This window comes from Pseudomonadota bacterium, from assembly GCA_026388315.1.
Lineage (GTDB): Bacteria > Desulfobacterota > Syntrophorhabdia > Syntrophorhabdales > Syntrophorhabdaceae > MWEV01.
Genome location: JAPLKA010000118.1, coordinates 24,141 through 42,045 on the forward strand (window position 1 = coordinate 24,141; position 17,905 = coordinate 42,045).

Consider the following 17,905-nt stretch of genomic DNA (forward strand, 5'->3'; position numbering starts at 1 on the left):
CGATTCATGCAATATTCAGCTATCGAGGACCTCTCTTGCTTTCTGCAATAACTCGCCCGGCGACAGAGGTTTCTGAACAAAGGCAAAATCCTTTGTCTGTATGCCTTTATCGAGAATGATATCTCTTGTGTAGCCGCTGATAAAAATCACCTTTATATCGGGTTTTATTTTGACGATTTCATCATATGTCTCTCTCCCGTTCTTCCCGGGCATAACGGAATCGAGAATTACAAGATTGATCTCCTTATTCTCTTGAAATCTTTGTATTGCATCTGCACCGTCTACAGCCTCAATCATCTTATAGCCGCAGAGGCTGAAGATCTCGACGACAAACTGCCTTACATTTTCATTATCTTCTGCAATAAGGATGGTCTCTTCCCCTGTCCTGAAATCACACGGAGGGGCCTGTTCTTCAGCGGCCTCTTCCCTTATTGCCGGGAGGTAAATGCGAAAGACTGTACCGACATTCAATTCGCTATACACATTAATATAGCCGCCATGCTGTTTTACGATCCCGTAAACCGTTGAAAGACCGAGGCCTGTTCCTTTTCCAACCTCCTTGGTAGTGAAAAAGGGGTCAAATATCTTTTCCCTGGTTGTTTCGTCCATCCCCATGCCCGTATCGGAGACGGATAAGAGCGCATACTGTCCAGGTTCACCGAAGCCGTGAGCCTGCCTGAATTCATGGTCCAGTATTATTCGTTTTGTCTCTACACTTAATACGCCGCCCTTCTTCATGGCGTCTCTGGCGTTAGTTGCAAGGTTGAATAATATCTGGTCAACTTGGGTAGCATCTGCCATTATCGTTATGGCATCAGGGGTAAGGCTGACCTTCAATGCAATATCTTCTGTAAGCAGCCGCTTCAGCAGTTTTTCTGTCCCCCCTATGACGGTATTGATATTAACCGGCCGCAGGGTTATCGGTTGCTGTCTGCTGAAGGTCAGAAGGCTCTGAGTCAGGCTGGATGCCTTCTGCGATGCTGAGAGCATCTGGTCCACATATATCCGCAAAGGATTATTTTTATCCATCTTCATCTGCAGGAGGCTTCCGTATCCCGTGAGGACCGTCAGTATATTGTTGAAGTCATGGGCAATACCGCCTGCAAGCTGGCCTATGGCTTCCACCTTCTGGGCTTGGCGGAGCTGGGACTCCAGCACCCTTTCGTGTGTAATGTCGACAAAGGTTCCGGAAATGGCTTTGCTTCCATTATATTGCATGGAGCCACCGAAAACCCGTACCATAACCACCTGACCACTCTTTCTGACGACTCTTAAATCGTATTCGATGGACACATCCTCCCCGTTCATGCGCTTTCCTACATTCTCCGCTACCTTCGTTTTGTCATCCGGATGGATTATATCCATATAGGGCAGGGTATCGATAATCTCATCATATGTATATCCGGTCATGTCGCAGAAACGCTGATTTACATACCGGAAGGTACCGCCCTGTATGATGTAAAACCCTACCAGGGCGCTCTCTACAACGCTGCGGTATTTTGCCTCTGATTCAAGGAGCGCCTGCTCAGCCCGTTTATGTTTTGTAATGTCCAGCAATGTCCCTATTACAGCAGGCTGTCCCCGGTACATGGTGCGCGAACCGTAAACCTCAACATATTTTATTTCCCGGTTTTTTGTGCGTATCCTGAATTCGAAGTGAAGGGACTTAACTTCTCCCGATATTCTCTTGCGCAGATTCTCGTCCATCACCGGCAAGTCATCGGGCAAAATCACGTCCTTCGGCCCTACTTTGTCGATCATTTCATCAATGCCGTACCCGTGTATCTCAGCGAACCTTGAATTGACATATTTAAACAGGTTATCCTGCACGAGGTAGATTCCTGCAATCGATTTTTCGGAAAGATCCCTGAATTTACTCTCCGATTCCCTAAGGGCTTCCGCTGCCTGCTTTCTCTCGGTAATATCTTTTGCGGTGCCTTCATAGCAAAGCAAAGTGCCGTTCGCATCCGTCACGGCACGGGCGTTGATTGAAATCCACATCTTTTTGCCGTCCTTGCGGTACTGCTGGGCTTGAAAGCCTTCAATACTGCCCTGGGCGTTGAGGATCTCCATGAATCTGTCCCGGTCTTCAGAGTCGACATATAACTGCTTTTTGATGTCGGTGATGCTTGCCATGAACTCTTCCACCGAATAAAAACCGTGCATCCTGGCGTGTGCAGAGTTGGCGTTCAAAAGGGTCCCTTCAGGGGTGCTCTGGAATATCCCCATAGTAGAATTATCAAAGATGCTCCGATACTTCTCTTCACTCTTCCGCAATTCCTCTTCTGCCTGCCTTCGTATCGATATCTCTTTTTCCAGCAGCAGATTGTTTGCCTTCATTTCATGAAAAGAATTTACTATCTTTTTCTGGAGGCCGTTCAAAGAGAGGACGAGGGGCGCCACGTACATGAGGAAGCAGGCAACTTGGAGAATCCAGTTTGCAGGTGCCAAAAGGTATGCGGCCGTATCAGGCCTTGTCGTAATAGCGCCCGTGTAAATCCCTGACCCGACGAGGATCACTGTAAGGATACTGGCACCCAAGGCAATCATCCCGACCTTTACTCCGAGGAAGATGCCTGCGAAGGTGCAGAGGATAACAAGATGAACAACACCGGTACCTGCAAGCCCCAGGGTATAGAGTGACTGAAGGGCAACTGCATAGACAAAGAGGGATATCAGTAAAAATACCAGAAGAACCGGTATCCGTCTGCGGAGGATAAATGTTCCCACGGCTGACAGGTAAACTGCTATATGAAAAAGGAAGGCGGGATACCAGCCGTGCTGGACGACAGACCGGTAAAGGGATGCAGCCAGAGCGATACCTCCGAGAGAAAGGATAATAGGAAACATAATGTCAAAGAGACGGGCCAGAATAAGGTATATATCCTGCCGTGGGTTTTCAAAGTCAGCCTTATCGTTGGAGGCGTTTCCTGAATGATTCTCATTTGTGTTCATGGTAAACCTCTCCATAGCAATGATATTGTATACCGTTAGAGGTCATTGTTTCCGTGTTGTGTGTTATAAACAGGCGGGGGATTAAAAACGCGCAGATTCTGATAATCCGAATACTTACCGTTAATTCCCCCCCTGAACAGTTTTATTTTTTACTGCAATTCCTGATATTTTGCAAGCCTTATATTTCTCAATGGTGAAACCCGTGGCCGGTGCGGTTTTCAGCTTTGTGAGCGGAACACAAACCTGTACCATATACTTAAAATGGCTTTAAATCGATAACCAAAGTTATTATAATAGTTTCCATGAATGACCCCCTGTTGCTTCTTGAAAAGTGTGCATTATGCCCGAGGGAATGTGGTGTGAACAGGCTCAATGGCGAAAAAGGGTTCTGCGGCATCGGCAATGAAATTATTATTGCACACTACGGCGCCCACTTCGGTGAGGAAACACCCATCTCCGGCACAAGAGGTTCTGGAACTATATTTTTTGCCTCGTGTAATTTGCGATGTATCTACTGCCAGAATTACCAGATAAGTCACAGGAGGTCAGGTGAAAGCTTTACCGTTCAAGGACTTGTGGAAATATTCTTCCAGCTCAAACAGCAGGGTTGTCATAACATAAACCTTGTGAGCCCTGTGCCGTATATCCCCTTTATTGCGCTTGCAATAGACCAGGCAATAAAAGAAAGAATAGGAATCCCCTTTATTTATAATACGAATGCCTATGAGCATGTCCATGCCTTGCGGGTGCTCGACGGGCTCATCGATATATACCTGCCTGATTTCAAGTACTGGAGCGCTTATATCGCGGAAAAGCTTTCTCATGTCCCGCGCGATAAAGGTTACCCTGGGCATGCAAAATGGGCAATATCAGAGATGAAAAGACAGGTAGGCGATCTGGTGGTAGAAGATGGGGTTGCAAAAAAGGGTATCCTCATAAGGCACCTTGTCCTCCCCGGGAATCTGGCCGGTTCACGACATATTATCGGGTGGATTAAGGAACATCTTGGTATTGGAACATTCATAAGCCTCATGTCGCAGTATTATCCGGTGTATAAAGCTGCTTCGTATCCAATATTAAACAGGAAAATCCGGTATGACGAATACAATGATCTGGTAACATTTCTTTCAGAGAATGGTTTTGAAAACGTTTTTATTCAGGAACTGGAAAGTGCACCGCTCCTTGTACCGGATTTTGAAGAGGAAGAACCGTTTAAACGCTAAGGCAATGTCAAAGGACATATGAAAAACTTTTTTTATTCAGCCGCAGACAAGATCGGACAAAAGCCGGACAGTATTTTATATCGGTTGCCGACTCGGCACCCGATATACTCCATGCCCTTCGGGCAGAGTAAAAATTTAATATATTCGCCCGTAAGGTTGGATACTCTACGCCCCTGGGCGTGAGAGTATTTGCCGCGCCAATGTCGGCGTGGCAAATAAACATAATTCTTTTGTCTGCTTTTGTCCGCCTTTGTCGAGCGTGAGCGGGCGGCAAAATAAAAATTTTCGATTTAGAGGTTTTGACAAAATGAACGTTAAAAAAAGGAGGAAATTATGGAATTAAAGACAGTAAAAATTGACATCCCGGAAGGGTTGAACATCATCATCGGTCAATCCCATTTCGTGAAGACCGTGGAGGACATGTATGAGATCCTTGTGGGCTCATCGCCTTCCCTGAAATTCGGCATTGCATTTTCAGAGGCAAGCGGCCCCTGCCTCGTGCGGTATGAAGGGAATGACGAAGCCCTCATGAAACTCGCATCCGAGACATCCTTTGCCCTTTCCTGCGGCCACACATTCGTTATTTTTATGAAAGACGGGTTTCCCATAAACGTCCTGAACGCCATCAAGGTTTGTCAGGAAGTATGCCATGTAATCTGCGCAACAGCAAATCTTCTTCAGGTCGTTGTTGCCGAGACGGAACAGGGCAGGGGCATCATGGGTATTATTGACGGTTCCAGGCCAAAAGGTATCGAGGGCGAAGAGGACAAAACGCAGAGGAAGGAACTCCTCCGCAAATTCCGGTATAAACTATAGTCAGTTGTTCAATGTTCTGTGCTAATGTCTTTAAGTATTACACTTTGAACCTTGAACTTTGAATAAATAAAAGATACATTAAAGTTTGCCATGGACAATCGAAAATTACCCATATTTATTAATGTTCCTTACAGGCTTGTAGAGGCCAACATCGAGCGAGTTGCGGGTCTCGGCGTTGGGGTTGAGGTATATGCGGAAAATAATATCCTCGATGAGTTGGACATGGGTGACGTCAAAGAACTGGGTAAAAAACTCCGGGATAGCGGCATTATCTGCACTGCCCACGCCCCATTTATGGATTTGAGTCCCGGCGGATATGATCGGAAGATCAGGACCCTCTCAAAAGATAAGATAAAAAGGGCCGTGGAGATGGCCCATCGCCTTAATGCAATAAGTGTTGTGTGCCATCCCGGATACAACAAGTGGTTTTATGACGGAAATGAGCAGTTGTGGCTTGATAACAGCGTCGAGACGTGGACCGAGGTTCTCAGTGAGGCAAAGGGCGGCCCGCTCGTCTTGCTTGAGAACATCTTTGAAGAAACACCCGCTACGCTGATAGCCCTTTTAGGTTATTTTAAGGATAAAGACCTTTATTTTTGCTTCGATTCGGGCCACTTTAATCTCTTTTCCACGACTCCCCTCGAAGCATGGTTTATCCCCCTTAAGAATCGTATCAGAGAGATGCATCTCCACGACAACCACGGAAAATCCGACGAGCATCTTCCTATAGGCTGGGGCACATTTCCTTTCCGGGAACTGAAGGCATTCATTGCGCAATTAACCGGCATTATCTATACATCAGAATTCCATAGTGAAGCCCATGCGATAGAGAGTATAAAAACATTACAAGAATTCATATCATAATATGGCATGCAGGTTCCAATGCTCTCAGCACTATTAAACCGGCCTTATCTGCCATATACTCTTTTAATGGCTGGTCAACGACCTTCCTGTATCGTTCAAGGGCTGAGGCGTGCCTCAAAAAGATTTCATCGTTGTCTGCTTTTATGATAATGCCTGCATGAGAGACATCCAGGCCTGGTAATTCCGAGTATATCCCCGCATAATCTCCTGTCCTCATTGCGGCAAGAGTAGAAGAATTCATGTTATCCGCGGGGATATATGCAATCTTTCGCTCGCGGGGAATGATACCTTGCAAAAAGCATGTCCCATCTTCTTTTGTATTGAGAATCTTTTTCGCCTTCTTTGTTCTGTTGCCGCCAATCTCTCCTGTTACATCACGGATATTTGCCCTGCTGAACTCTGCCCAGTCCGTAAAAAAATGGTTTCTTTTCCTGTAATCAACATCTCCGGATTGATACCTCACCTTTTTCAGACTCTCTTTGAATTCATCAAAGGAACCCGACAATCTCATAGCCTCCACATAATCGATGAAGGTAAAACAGTCCATCCCGCAAAGGTTTATGACGCATATCTCCTGCTCGTCAATACTGCCGGTTAACGTGGATTCGAGATATGGGGTGTTCAAAAAATGCTGTGAGATGAAACCTATACGTTCGCCGGGGTTGCTCAAATGCGAGGCAGTGCTCATGATGTGTTCAAGGTCACTCTTTGACCACCTGCCAAGGGCAATCATTTCCTTTTCTGTCTTCACTTTCATAAACTTACTTATCCCGTTTATCGGGGTTACGTAGTATAAGCATTTACCCTGTATATTGTAAAACCAATTTTCGCAGAAGTGGTAAACCCTCAGTCTTGTGAAATATTTTCCAGTCTAATAACTGAAGGATTACCAAAAGTGCATGTATTTCCTTGACTTACTCTCTATGGTTGGGATAACATGTCAAGAATTTTTGGAGATAACCTATGAGAAAAAAACCATACATTGTTGTAGTATGCTGTCTGGTGTTTTTTGGTTTTTTCCTCTTGAGCAATTTCGCATCAGCACAGAAAAAACCGGCCGAACCCACTATGCTTACGCTTGAAGGCGCAAAGCTGCCCCCTGTACCCTTTTCTCATACCACTCACGTTGAAAAGGGAAAGATTGAGTGTGTGACCTGCCACCACAAGGATAAAGACGCAAAGGAACCACAGGCTTGCGGAACGTGCCATCTCCTTAAAGAGGTAAAAGACAATGCAGCTCCTGCAAAGGATGCTTTCCATAAAAACTGCCAGACATGCCACAAGGAAAACGTAGCGAAAGGTAAGGTTGCCCCTGTAAAGTGTAATGAGTGTCATAAAAAATAACATTTATAAGTTTTTATCTTCCCTGAGCCTTACAATATTTCTACTATGTTTTATCGCTTTTGGTTCAATATTCGGGACTGTTATAAAGCAAAAAGCAGACGTGGAAGAGTATCTTTCCATATACTCAGATACCACATATACGATCATTAAATATCTTGGTTTTGACGATGTATACCACTCACCCTGGTTCATCGCCGCAATCGTGCTCTTCGCCATCAACCTCACTCTGTGTACATATGGGAGGTTTGCCAGACTCATAAAGACAGAAGGCAAGGTGGATTTGCCCGATGAAAGCGAGCTTTCCGACATGTCCATGGTCTTCCATGTTGGAAATAATGAGAGAGAAAACACCATCGCTTCAATCAAAAAAGGATATCAGACTATTTATGAGGGGGAAGAGGGGGTTGTGTTACAAAAGGGTGTTATTTCAAGATACGGTGTGTACATAATACACGGGAGCATCCTCATTATTCTTATAGGGAGCCTCATCGGCATGCTCTTTGGGTATAAAGGGTTTATGACCCTAAGAAAAGGCGAAACGAAGGATCAGCTTATCCTGAGAGGTACGCCCCTAAAAGAGGTGCCCCTTGGATTTTCACTGAAATGCAAGGACTTCCAGGTAAGTTTTTATCCGGGCGGTGAGCCCAAAGATTATGTGAGCAAGGTTGAAGTATTGGATAACGGCAGGGTAGTGATGGAAAGGGATATAAGGGTAAACAGTCCACTTTCATACAAGGGTATTAACGTTTACCAGGCAAGCTACGGCGCTTCCCCATCATTTTTATTCACGATTGCCGGGGAACATGTTACTTTAAGTGAGCGGGAAACCTATGAAAAAGACGGTCTTGTCATGATGATAGCACGTTCTGAAAGCGCTATTCACAACTTCGGGCCCGGTGTACTCGTTGCCTATTTAGACCAGGGTGAGCCAAAGGCTGTATGGTTCCTGAAAGACGTGGAACGGCTAAAGGAACAAAAAATTCAGGGTGTAAATATAAAACTCGAAGATATTAAAGAGGATTTTTACACCGGACTTGAAATAGCGAAAGATCCCGGGGTATGGGTGGTCTGGACAGGTTTTGCGCTCATACTCTTTGGACTTTATGCGAATTTTTTTGTCTATTACAGGAGAATCTACATGCGGAATATCCCTGACGGCCTGATTGTCGCGGGCATTGCGTTCAAGAACAGGGAAGGGTTTAAAGAGGAGTTCGAAAAGTTGAAAAGGAAGGTCTCCGGCAATGGATCATAAAATCCTCGGTGTTGTTACATTGCTTTACCTTTCAATTTTCTTTCTTCACGTCCTTCATTTTGCCGTGAAAAAGGAAAAGATACTCTCCTTTATGTGGATTCTGCTTTACATCACGCTTGGATTACATGCGACAGGACTCATAGCCCGCTGGGTTGAATCCTACAGGCTTGGCATAGGACATGCTCCCCTGTCTAACTTTTATGAATCGCTCATCTTTTATGCATGGTGCATTGGCTTTGTACTTGTGATATTGAAGAAAAGACTGACATTCCCGATCATTACCATGATGGCGTCACTTATTGCCCTTGGTTTCATGAGCTATGCTTCTATCTCTTCGTCTGTGGAAAGGAAGATACAGCCCCTTATCCCTGCCCTGCAGAGCAACTGGCTTCATATTCATGTTATTACCTGCTTTGTCGCCTATGCAGCCTTTGTTATATCCTTTATCTGCGGCCTTCTTTACCTCATCAAATGGAAAAACGTAGTACCGCCAAAAGAGATGCTTGAGGAGATAAACTACAGGAGTGTCATGGTAGGTTTCCCCATGCTGAGCGCAGGGATACTGACTGGCGCCGTATGGGCACATTACGCATGGGGTTCATACTGGAGTTGGGACCCCAAGGAGACGTGGTCGTTGATAACGTGGATTATCTATGCCCTTTTCCTCCATGCAAGGTTTGTAAGGGGCTGGAAGGGCAAAAGAATAGCATTTATTTCAATCATTGGATTTTTAAGTGTAATATTTACCTATTTTGGTGTAAATTTTATTCTTTCCGGGTTACATAGTTATGCAACATAAAATAGCCGTTATGTATATGTAATAGAAAATTTATAGGAGGTAGTTTTATGAACAAAATCGATATCATCAACAAGGTTGCAGAAGACATGAAGTTGAATCAGAAAGTGGCAAAAATAGCCGTTGACACAATTGTGGACACCATAAAAAAGGCGATTGTAAATAGCGAAAGGGTGGAAATCAGGGGGTTCGGCAGCTTTACGCTCAGGCAATACAAGGCCTACAAAGGAAGAAATCCCAAGACCGGTGAACTCGTGGATGTGCAGCCAAAAAAGCTTCCCTATTTCAAGGTCGGCAAAGAATTAAAAGAAATGATCTGGAAGGACTAAACTAAAACTCTCCCCAGTAAGGGCTTAACGCCTTTTTAACTTTATGTACAGCCTGAACAACGCCATCGGAGGGGTTGCCATGCGTATCCTTGCTGTACATAGGTGTGCCCCTCATTTCCATGATTACCGCCTTTACGGAATTGGTAAGCCCGGTCACATCGTATCCACCCTCAAGGGCAAAAAGCGTTTTGCCATTTGAATGTTTTTTGGCAATATCGAGAAGTATGCGGGTCATTGCAGCATAACCGGCTTCTGTTACACCCATACCGCCGAGCGGGTCATTGTAGTGGGTATCGAAACCTGCCGATACAAGCACCGCCTCCGGTTTATAAAGGTCTGTTATCGGGATAAGCACATTGTTGAACACATATATATAATCGGCATCATCCATCCCCTGTGAGAGGGGAACGTTCACCGTATATCCTTTCCCGTCGCCGTCTCCAACCTCATCAAAATGCCCGGTTCCCGGGTAGTAGGGGTACTGGTGGGTGGAAAAATAGAGTACACCGGGGTCTTTATAAAAACTGTGCTGCGTTCCGTTGCCGTGGTGGAGATCGAAATCCACTATGATCACCCTCTTAAGACCATGTCTTTTCTCAAGGTATCGTGCAGCAACCGCAATATTGTTAAATATGCAGAATCCCATTGCCCGGTTGTGTTCGGCATGATGACCCGGCGGTCTCACGAGGGCAAATCCGCTTTCAACCTCAGCATCCATCAATGCATCCGCAAGATTCAGCGTCCCTCCTACAGCCATACGTGAAGCTTCATATGACATCGGGGACGTGACGGTATCCGGATCAAGCCTCCTCTGTACCTTCCCCGATGTTGCTGCAATAGAATCAATGTAGGAATGCTCGTGAATAAGAGCAATCTCTTCATGGGTGGCCATTCTCGGGGGTATATACACTATCCCCTGATTGTCCATATTGTTAAGCATAGAATATATAGATTTCAAACGTCCGGGGTTTTCCGGATGGTAATCATCCGTAATGTGCTCTAAATATATTTCATCTCTTACGATACCAACGCTCATAACTACCTCCATATGCTCAGATTATTACCTTTTACCACAAAAATCAAGGTAAAGAAAACCTGGAGTTTCCTAATCTTTGTTTATTCGATGTGGCCGGAACACTGTTTTGCTCTCTGCTCCCTGCGCTTTCTTACCCTTGCTAAGGTTCGCATCCATTCGGCCTTCTAACTTGCCGCTGGGCTTCGAACAAATCAGGCCGTCCCAGTCGCGGCACTGGCCGCGGGCACATTTCTGCTTACCGACAGGGTGCCCAAGAAATGCTCGAAGTCGCGACTCACAAAAAGTTCTTCCTGCCATAATTATGAGGAAATTGTGGAGCCTTTTGTGTAAAAACCATGCAATTTCTCAACACCGACCTGTCGGTGTTGTCACTCATCCTCGTTTTTAGCATTATCCTCCCCACTCTTATACCTACAGTTGTCATCTTCCATATACTTCTCACATGCAGATAGAGGAATGCAAGGCATGTTATTCAGATTGCACCATATCCCACCTGAAGAAAAAAGTGAAATTCCAAAGATATCAAAAAGGTCATCCTCCACAGCAAACCACCTTTTTATTTTATACCACTCCTAATTGGATATATCCACCTTTTAGCTTAATAAAATCAATGAGTTTTCCGTAAATAGGCTTTTTTGTCAATATCGCAGGGCAACCCAGAATAATGAGGTGGTTTTTTGCCCGCGTCAGGGCTACGTTTAACTTCCTATCGACCTTACCGTCGCTTGTTAAAGATTCCAGCAAGTCCAGTTGATGGGCATAGTTCACCGCAAAGGATATTATGATTATGTCCCTTTGGCTTCCCTGATAGCGCTCTACCGTATCGATAGTTATTTGTTTTTGTAAATCAGGCGGAATCCCTCCATTGAGAATAATATTCGCTATTTGTGCCCTATAAGGCGTAATTACCCCAACGGTTCCTTCATTGAAGTCATCTTGGTATACGTCTTTAATTGTCTTTACTAATGCGCCTACAAGCATAGCTTCATGATCATTCCGTTTGGATTTGCTTTCCCTCTTTGTGGGAATAAAAACCACCCTTGCACTCGATATTACTTTCTCATATATATTGAACGAATCTACTGCGAATCTGTGCTCTTTCACCTTTTGGTGTGGAGAGATACTTTTAAGCTTACCTCCATAATATTCATTATTTACAAACTCGGCGATGTCTTCGTGCATTCTTCCTTGATTGGTGAGCATGCCAACAGCCTCGTTCCACCCCTTGTTTTCACAATTTTTATACAATCTTGAAAACAGTGAATCTTTAAGGTTGGTAATACCGATTTCAGTTAAATCGTTATCTTTAACTTCAGCATCTTTTTGAATAACTATAGCCGGGAGTTGCTTGTCATCCCCGATTAAAACAAATCGTTTAAACTCCGGTAAGATTCCTATCAAGTGGGGTTCGAGCAGTTGGGATGCTTCGTCGATTATTGCGGTTGAAAAGCTCTTCAGCTTTAAAATTTCAAGATTACTCGCAAATGAAGCCTGTGTCGAAACAAAAATTCTCGTACCTTCTATCGTTTTGTAAATTTCTTGCAATGTTTTTTCTTTGAGCAACGTTGACCAATTATTTTCTTCCCTGGCTTCCTTCTTCCCAATTTTGAGAAAGGATAACCCTGCAGTTTTTAAATAATAACAAATCTCATTTATTGCTCTATTGGTAAACGCAAGAATTATAATATTTTCATCTGTGGCATTAATGAGATTTTTCACCAGTCCAATAAGGAAAATCGAGGTCTTCCCGGTACCAGGTGGTCCCTGGACAAGAAAATAATCACTGGCGCTCAAGGCACGTTCAAGCAAGCTTCTCATGTCTGGCGTCATAGGGTCTGATAAACGAATATGAGCTATGCTGAAAGCTGGCTTTTTTAAGCCAAGCAATAATTCTTTTTCTTGTGAATTTGCACATAAAAAGCGATATAAAGACTTATACATGGCGTCGAAATTGTTTTCCAATAAATCGTGTTCTATTGCCCAGCGGCTAAATTTATTGAAATAAGCTTTATCTACCTGCTTGTTGCGGAGTGTAATCTTAATATCTGAGTTGTCGATCCCATTGATAACGCATTTAAGAATCTTGGTTCTTAGAGGGTTTAAGCTATCTTCACTGATGGTAGGATAAAGTATCCCGATATCTCCTTCTCTAAAATTTGAGATAGGATTTGTAAAGAGTGTTCCTTTTCGTTTTAGGGTAAGCTCAAAATTATCGGAAATTGATTCGATTTCGAGCTCATCCAGAATCGTGTAATTTGCTCTTTTTTCTTCTAATGTGCTTTTCCATAGTCCTGCAAAACCTTCATCGCCATCATCGATGTTGCTCCCAATTTTTGCGGCACGTTGTTCTCTTGCAATGAATGAAATAAAGGTGAGAAAATACTTCCTTTCAAGATCAGTCGTACTATTACCGTTAAGAATATCATCAAACTGATTAACGGTAGAAATATCAAATCTGGGCACTACACCAAAGGTTTGTGGTTTAATCTTGAAAATAGCATCGTAATTGTTGTTTGCCAATTTATACTCATTTGCAACGATACGATTCCTTATCCTTAAAGCTTTTTGCTTGTTCCAAAGAGATTCGTTAAGATATCGCAGAGGGAATCCATCTGAATTCGCTTTAGAATAAAGAATAGAGGTCATGCCTTTTCTCCCTGGAAATGCCGACTCAATAAGCATGTTATAGCATTCTGCTTGAATAGCATGATTTATCCATACCGAATTATCTGGTACAGCCCCGCTCTTAAGCTCTATGATGTTTTTACGGTTATCATCGTCTTTCCCTTCCGTAAGTATGTCTAGCCTGCCCTGCAAACCATACATCGGTGAGATAAAGGTTGGTTCAATATGGATTGAATGGTTTGCATATTCTTTTGCACATTCACAGATGGTGGCCATTTGCATTTTTGCTTTTTGTTTCATGTTATCAAAATCAAAACTGCTGTTTGAGCATGACACAGATAAAAACGGTAGCATGCTATCTCTGATTGCCATTTCAAAACTATGTTCAAACTTTGTTTTTGGCCTGACAATTACATCATCGAGTATCCTGTTGACAATATTACCCAAAAGCATTGCTTCTGATGGCTCGCCTTTTTTAAATTTATTCAGAAGATATAGAAGAGGGTTTTCACCATTAACCTGAAAGCACTCAGCAATCTTAGATGCATCAAGCAGGTAATCTGGTTCCAAAACAATGAAGGATTTGTCTGTTGTAGAATAGAATTTATCTTTGCCTTTAATCTTTTCTATTGTAAACAAGTTTACTTTTGAATATTTCCACACCAAATCGGCAAGTTCAGTATATTTAACGATCGTTTGACCGGATGGAGCGTAATAGTCCATCAAAACAAGCGTAAAAAGACCCATTTCTTCTGAAGTACAATTTAAATAGACATATTCTCTGTCGTTTTGCTGGTTTTTTGCAACACTCAATATGATTGCCGTGACAAATGGTATTAGTTCATCTTCTTGGATCACTGATGTTTTAATTCCTAAATCAGGGCTACCTGTAATGATTCCCTGGAAAGTTTCTGGTATGGGAATCTTTGAGAAATAATTTATTACTTCAGCAATAAGATTTAAGCTTGCCAAGTAATCGTTTTCCTCTGGCAGCCAATCCACTTCGTGTATAACTTTGTTGGCAAGTCTTCTTAAGGCATGTATCTTTTCAATGATTTCTCTATCGATTTTATACTTATCAAAAATATATATTGTCCTTGAAAAAAGATCAGAGAAAAACTGTTTTTCATCTTTAGTCAATTCCTTAAAAAGACTATCCAGAACGGAACGCAGCTTAGGGATTTTTTCTTTTGCGGCTAAACCTTTCTGCTCATCGATTTCGGTAACCTTGCCATATAGAATTTCGGCAGTCTCTTGAGATATCTGATTCATAATGATTCAGAAATGAACTCTTTGATGTTGAGGTCTATAAATTCAAGCTCACCCTGCTTTTTAATAAAGGGTGATGCGATTATGCTCAAAACCCTATCGGGAATAACTATGTTTTTTTCAAAGACAACTCCATCCCAACCCCTGCCATTTTTATCCAGGATTTTGACAATCCTTTTGTATTTATTGTCTTTATTGTTTTTAGATACGCTAATAGGGGACAAAGAGATAAGGGGCCTGGGATTTCCAACACCAAATGGCGATAATTTATCAAGCTGCCGCACAAAATTTTCCGTTATTTCTTCGAATTCCGCATAGACATCAAAGTGTAGCTCTCTTTTTGTCTTCTCTAAACACTGTCCCACACATGTTTCAAACTCATTTTTGAAAGGCTCAATATTGTCTTCTATTATTGAAATACCACAGGCATTCTTATGGCCTCCAAATTTTAAAAGCAGGTGCGCTACTGAAGAAATAGCTTCATGAAGGTTAATATTATTAGCACTTCTCCCGGAACCCTTCCACTGACCATTTACTTTAGTTATGATTATTGAAGGTTTCTGAAAACTTTCAGCAAGTTTCTGTGCAACTATACCGATTGTGCCAATGGGCCAATTCTCCTTATACAAGACAATTGAACATTTGTCCGCATGGTTATTTCTATTTACAATATTTAACGCATCTTCGAGCGTTTTCTTACCCTCTTCTTGCCTATCTTGATTAGCTTGTATAATGTTTAAAAGCAGGGATTCAGATTTACCTTCGTCTTCGCAGATAAGAAAATCTAAAGATTTTTTCGGGTCGGATACCCTGCCTGTGGCATTTATTCTGGGGATAATAATAAAATTCAAGGCATACTCGTCGATACCTTTGCGGGGTATAAGACCTTTTCTCAAAAAGGATTTAAGCCATAGCCTCGGCCTTTTTTTCATAGCATCCATGCCGAATTTCACGAGGATTCTATTGTCTTTTATAAGCGGCGCCATATCTCCTACAGTCCCCAGGGCAACAATATCCAGCTCGCGCTTCAGGTTTATTTTGTCTTTCAGCAAACCATCATTATGCATGACCCTTCTTAATGCCCACAGGAAAAAGAACGTCACACCGCAGGCCGCAAGCTCCCTTGTGGGGAAGCGGGAATCCTTCCTCTTAGGATTTATAAGGGCGTATGCCGCAGGGACTATTGCCGGAACTTCATGGTGATCAATGACGATTACATCCATGCCAAGTTCATTCGCGGCCTTGATTTCATCAACATTTGATGATCCGCAATCAACACATATAAGCAGTTTTGTGCCTCGGGCCTCAATCCTTTTTACTGCCTCAATATTCAGCCCATACCCCTCTTTTCTCATAGGAAGATAGACCTCCGCTGATAGCCCGAGGTGCCTGAAAAAATTAGTCATCAGTGCCGCTGATGTTATTCCATCGGCATCATAATCACCGTAGATGCAGATATGTTCCATTTTCTCAATAGCCTTGATTGTTCTGCTTACCCCTTTCTCAATGTCCGGGAGTAAAAAGGGATCAGAAAGGTTATCGAGTTTCGGGTAGAGAAATGCCTCCGCTTCTTCAGGGCTTTCCATCCCCCTGGAAACAAGAATGCGTGCGAAGAGGGCAGGAACACCAAGGCCCTCTTGAATAGAACGCGCAATTTCTATTTCTTCCTTGCTATTATTTCCCTGAATGCTGAACACTGAATGCTGAACGCTATTGATCACGTGCAATTCCTACAATATCCCCGATACCCGAACACCCGTGAGCATCCAGATATTCGTCGATTCCTCTGATAATCTTTGGTATTGCATACGGATCAACAAATGTTGCGGTGCCTATCTGGATCGCCCTCGCGCCGGCCATAAAGAAGGATATGGCATCCTCCGTGTTCATAATACCGCCTGCACCGATAATTGGTATGGGAACCGCCTTTGAGCATTCGTATACTGCCCTCAGTGCGATGGGCTTCAAAATGGGCCCTGACAGCCCCCCTTTTATGGGTATGTTCCTTGACTTGACATCTACAACCGCTGCAGGCATTGTGTTGATGAGGGTGAGTCCGTCAGCGCCCCCTTCATGGGCGGCCTGTGCAATCTCCGCGATGTTCCTGACCTCCGGTGTCAGTTTCGCAATAAGCGGTAGCTTTGTAACACTTTTTACATGTTTTACTATTTCAAATACTGCGCCGGGTTCTTTTCCAAAGCTGATTCCACCCTTTTTAATGTTCGGACATGAAAGGTTTATCTCAAGGGCGACAATAAAAGGGTCAGGCTTGACCTTTGCAGCACATGCAAGGTATTCTTCTTCGGTAAAACCAAAAAAGTTTACGATAACAGGTGTCTTTCTTTTTTTAAAATAGGGGAAATATTCATCAAAGAAACGCTCCACGCCGATATTCTGCAAACCAATGCTGTTAATCATCCCGTTTCTCTCTTCCCACACACGCGGTGTGGGGTTGCCGTGATGCGGTTTTGCAGATAACCCTTTTGTAACATAGGTCCCGAGCGTTTCAATGCCCCAGAGCGGCTCAATTTCCTTACCATACCCCAGCGTACCCGACGCATTCATGACAGGGTTTCTCAGGGTCTTTTCAAAAAATTCTACAGTAAGATTTCCCATAAATCGAATACAGGCCCCTCTTTACATGCCCTCTTATAGGGTTCTTTTTCGTCGATAGTTTTAATCACACAGCCAAAACACAGACCAAGCCCGCAGGCCATTCTCTCTTCAACAAGGACCTGACATGGTGTTCTGTCCTTTTCTATCAGCTTTCGGAGGTTTCTCGCCATGCCAGCGGGACCGCAGACGAATATCTGACGATCTTCACCTTTTGTTGATTCGATGTAGCTCCCAAGCAATGCTATAACATTCCCCTCAAATCCGCATGAGCCGTCCAAAGTGGAGACCATGGGATTTAAATGCAGCATATCGTTTATCAGTGATAGTTCCTCTTTGTTCGTGCACCCGTAAAATATGGATGCCTTCTTCCCCAGCCTTTTAATGAGTGTATGGACACCGGCAATACCTATACCACCGGCAACCACTATATATTTATCTGTTTTTCTGATACGAAAGGCATTCCCCAGGGGGCCAAGAACGAGTGTCCTTTCATTTTTCGGGCATTTGCTCAGAATCTCTGTCCCTTTACCCACTACCCTGTACATAAGTGTAAGGGTATTATTGCTGTATGCATAGACGCTGAAGGGTCGCCTGAGAAACACCTCGTTGCCGGGAATTTTAAGCATAACAAACTGACCGGGCAATACCCTGCCCATGGACCCGGATAGCCGCAGTTTAAGCGTGTAGTAATTTGATACAATGTGTTTATTCTGTATGATCGTTGCTTCTATATCATCCATGTTTCTTCTTATGCTCTCTACGCCTGTCCTCGCGTAGCGG

At 43.5% G+C, this 17,905-nt stretch carries 15 protein-coding genes; 7 read left to right on the forward strand and 8 right to left on the reverse strand.

Annotated elements, in window-relative coordinates:
• Window positions 1-15: 15 nt before the first annotated feature.
• Window positions 16-2,955 carry a PAS domain S-box protein gene (locus tag NTX75_17225; GenBank protein MCX5817958.1) on the reverse strand — a complete coding sequence of 980 codons (2,940 nt, stop codon included), beginning with the start codon at window positions 2,953-2,955 and terminating at the stop codon, window positions 16-18.
• A 302-nt stretch (window positions 2,956-3,257) separates the two neighbouring features.
• Here NTX75_17225 and NTX75_17230 point away from each other — a divergent pair, with 302 nt between their 5' ends.
• The 3 genes from NTX75_17230 (at window position 3,258) to NTX75_17240 (ending at window position 5,858) form a co-directional block, all read left to right on the forward strand.
• The gene (locus NTX75_17230; GenBank protein ID MCX5817959.1) at window positions 3,258-4,178 is read left to right on the forward strand and encodes a radical SAM protein; all 921 of its coding nucleotides are present in this window, start codon (window positions 3,258-3,260) and stop codon (window positions 4,176-4,178) included.
• Window positions 4,179-4,511: 333 nt separating this feature from the next.
• On the forward strand, window positions 4,512-4,994 hold the full coding sequence (locus NTX75_17235; GenBank protein ID MCX5817960.1) for an adenosine-specific kinase: 483 nt from the start codon (window positions 4,512-4,514) through the stop codon (window positions 4,992-4,994).
• Window positions 4,995-5,084: 90 nt separating this feature from the next.
• The gene (locus tag NTX75_17240; protein MCX5817961.1) at window positions 5,085-5,858 is read left to right on the forward strand and encodes a sugar phosphate isomerase/epimerase; all 774 of its coding nucleotides are present in this window, start codon (window positions 5,085-5,087) and stop codon (window positions 5,856-5,858) included.
• On the opposite strand, the gene NTX75_17245 is transcribed toward NTX75_17240, so the two are convergent.
• Window positions 5,848-6,615 carry a DUF1460 domain-containing protein gene (locus NTX75_17245; GenBank protein MCX5817962.1) on the reverse strand — a complete coding sequence of 256 codons (768 nt, stop codon included), beginning with the start codon at window positions 6,613-6,615 and terminating at the stop codon, window positions 5,848-5,850. The two genes, NTX75_17240 and NTX75_17245, sit on opposite strands and share 11 nt — an antisense overlap.
• Window positions 6,616-6,821: 206 nt before the next feature.
• Here NTX75_17245 and NTX75_17250 point away from each other — a divergent pair, with 206 nt between their 5' ends.
• From NTX75_17250 to NTX75_17265, 4 genes are read left to right on the forward strand one after another with little or no spacing between them, the layout of a single operon-like run.
• The gene (locus NTX75_17250; GenBank protein MCX5817963.1) at window positions 6,822-7,202 is read left to right on the forward strand and encodes a cytochrome c3 family protein; all 381 of its coding nucleotides are present in this window, start codon (window positions 6,822-6,824) and stop codon (window positions 7,200-7,202) included.
• Window positions 7,183-8,454: a cytochrome c biogenesis protein ResB gene (locus tag NTX75_17255; protein ID MCX5817964.1), complete on the forward strand. Its 1,272-nt coding sequence runs from the start codon at window positions 7,183-7,185 to the stop codon at window positions 8,452-8,454. The genes NTX75_17250 and NTX75_17255 overlap by 20 nt, the downstream gene beginning before the upstream one ends.
• The gene (gene ccsB, locus NTX75_17260) at window positions 8,444-9,253 is read left to right on the forward strand and encodes a c-type cytochrome biogenesis protein CcsB (protein MCX5817965.1); all 810 of its coding nucleotides are present in this window, start codon (window positions 8,444-8,446) and stop codon (window positions 9,251-9,253) included. Before NTX75_17255 ends, ccsB begins: the two co-directional genes overlap by 11 nt.
• A gap of 47 nt (window positions 9,254-9,300) precedes the next feature.
• Window positions 9,301-9,579, forward strand: a complete 279-nt coding sequence (locus tag NTX75_17265) for an integration host factor subunit beta (GenBank protein ID MCX5817966.1) — start codon at window positions 9,301-9,303, stop codon at window positions 9,577-9,579.
• Window position 9,580: 1 nt separating this feature from the next.
• Here the strand turns inward: NTX75_17265 and NTX75_17270 are convergent, their stop codons facing one another.
• The 6 genes from NTX75_17270 to NTX75_17295 form a co-directional block, all read right to left on the reverse strand.
• On the reverse strand, window positions 9,581-10,615 hold the full coding sequence (locus tag NTX75_17270; protein MCX5817967.1) for a histone deacetylase: 1,035 nt from the start codon (window positions 10,613-10,615) through the stop codon (window positions 9,581-9,583).
• A gap of 368 nt (window positions 10,616-10,983) precedes the next feature.
• On the reverse strand, window positions 10,984-11,157 hold the full coding sequence (locus NTX75_17275; GenBank protein MCX5817968.1) for a hypothetical protein: 174 nt from the start codon (window positions 11,155-11,157) through the stop codon (window positions 10,984-10,986).
• A 19-nt stretch (window positions 11,158-11,176) separates the two neighbouring features.
• A complete protein-coding gene (locus NTX75_17280) occupies window positions 11,177-14,512 on the reverse strand; it encodes an AAA domain-containing protein (GenBank protein ID MCX5817969.1) in 3,336 nt (1,111 codons plus the stop codon).
• The gene (gene recJ, locus NTX75_17285) at window positions 14,509-16,230 is read right to left on the reverse strand and encodes a single-stranded-DNA-specific exonuclease RecJ (protein MCX5817970.1); all 1,722 of its coding nucleotides are present in this window, start codon (window positions 16,228-16,230) and stop codon (window positions 14,509-14,511) included. The genes NTX75_17280 and recJ overlap by 4 nt, the downstream gene beginning before the upstream one ends.
• On the reverse strand, window positions 16,220-17,125 hold the full coding sequence (locus NTX75_17290) for a dihydroorotate dehydrogenase (protein MCX5817971.1): 906 nt from the start codon (window positions 17,123-17,125) through the stop codon (window positions 16,220-16,222). Before NTX75_17290 ends, recJ begins: the two co-directional genes overlap by 11 nt.
• Window positions 17,107-17,865, reverse strand: a complete 759-nt coding sequence (locus tag NTX75_17295) for a dihydroorotate dehydrogenase electron transfer subunit (GenBank protein MCX5817972.1) — start codon at window positions 17,863-17,865, stop codon at window positions 17,107-17,109. The genes NTX75_17290 and NTX75_17295 overlap by 19 nt, the downstream gene beginning before the upstream one ends.
• Between the last annotated feature and the right edge of the window lie 40 nt (window positions 17,866-17,905).

Excerpts from the sequence above, each read along its gene's own strand:
- NTX75_17225 (MCX5817958.1), bottom strand. The coding sequence starts at position 2,955 with ATGAACACAAATGAGAATCATTCAGGAAACGCCTCCAACGATAAGGCT.
- NTX75_17230 (MCX5817959.1), top strand. The coding sequence starts at position 3,258 with ATGAATGACCCCCTGTTGCTTCTTGAAAAGTGTGCATTATGCCCGAGG.
- NTX75_17235 (MCX5817960.1), top strand. The coding sequence starts at position 4,512 with ATGGAATTAAAGACAGTAAAAATTGACATCCCGGAAGGGTTGAACATC.
- NTX75_17240 (MCX5817961.1), top strand. The coding sequence starts at position 5,085 with ATGGACAATCGAAAATTACCCATATTTATTAATGTTCCTTACAGGCTT.
- NTX75_17245 (MCX5817962.1), bottom strand. The coding sequence starts at position 6,615 with ATGAAAGTGAAGACAGAAAAGGAAATGATTGCCCTTGGCAGGTGGTCA.
- NTX75_17250 (MCX5817963.1), top strand. The coding sequence starts at position 6,822 with ATGAGAAAAAAACCATACATTGTTGTAGTATGCTGTCTGGTGTTTTTT.
- NTX75_17255 (MCX5817964.1), top strand. The coding sequence starts at position 7,183 with ATGAGTGTCATAAAAAATAACATTTATAAGTTTTTATCTTCCCTGAGC.
- ccsB (MCX5817965.1), top strand. The coding sequence starts at position 8,444 with ATGGATCATAAAATCCTCGGTGTTGTTACATTGCTTTACCTTTCAATT.
- NTX75_17265 (MCX5817966.1), top strand. The coding sequence starts at position 9,301 with ATGAACAAAATCGATATCATCAACAAGGTTGCAGAAGACATGAAGTTG.
- NTX75_17270 (MCX5817967.1), bottom strand. The coding sequence starts at position 10,615 with ATGAGCGTTGGTATCGTAAGAGATGAAATATATTTAGAGCACATTACG.
- NTX75_17280 (MCX5817969.1), bottom strand. The coding sequence starts at position 14,512 with ATGAATCAGATATCTCAAGAGACTGCCGAAATTCTATATGGCAAGGTT.
- NTX75_17290 (MCX5817971.1), bottom strand. The coding sequence starts at position 17,125 with ATGGGAAATCTTACTGTAGAATTTTTTGAAAAGACCCTGAGAAACCCT.
- NTX75_17295 (MCX5817972.1), bottom strand. The coding sequence starts at position 17,865 with ATGGATGATATAGAAGCAACGATCATACAGAATAAACACATTGTATCA.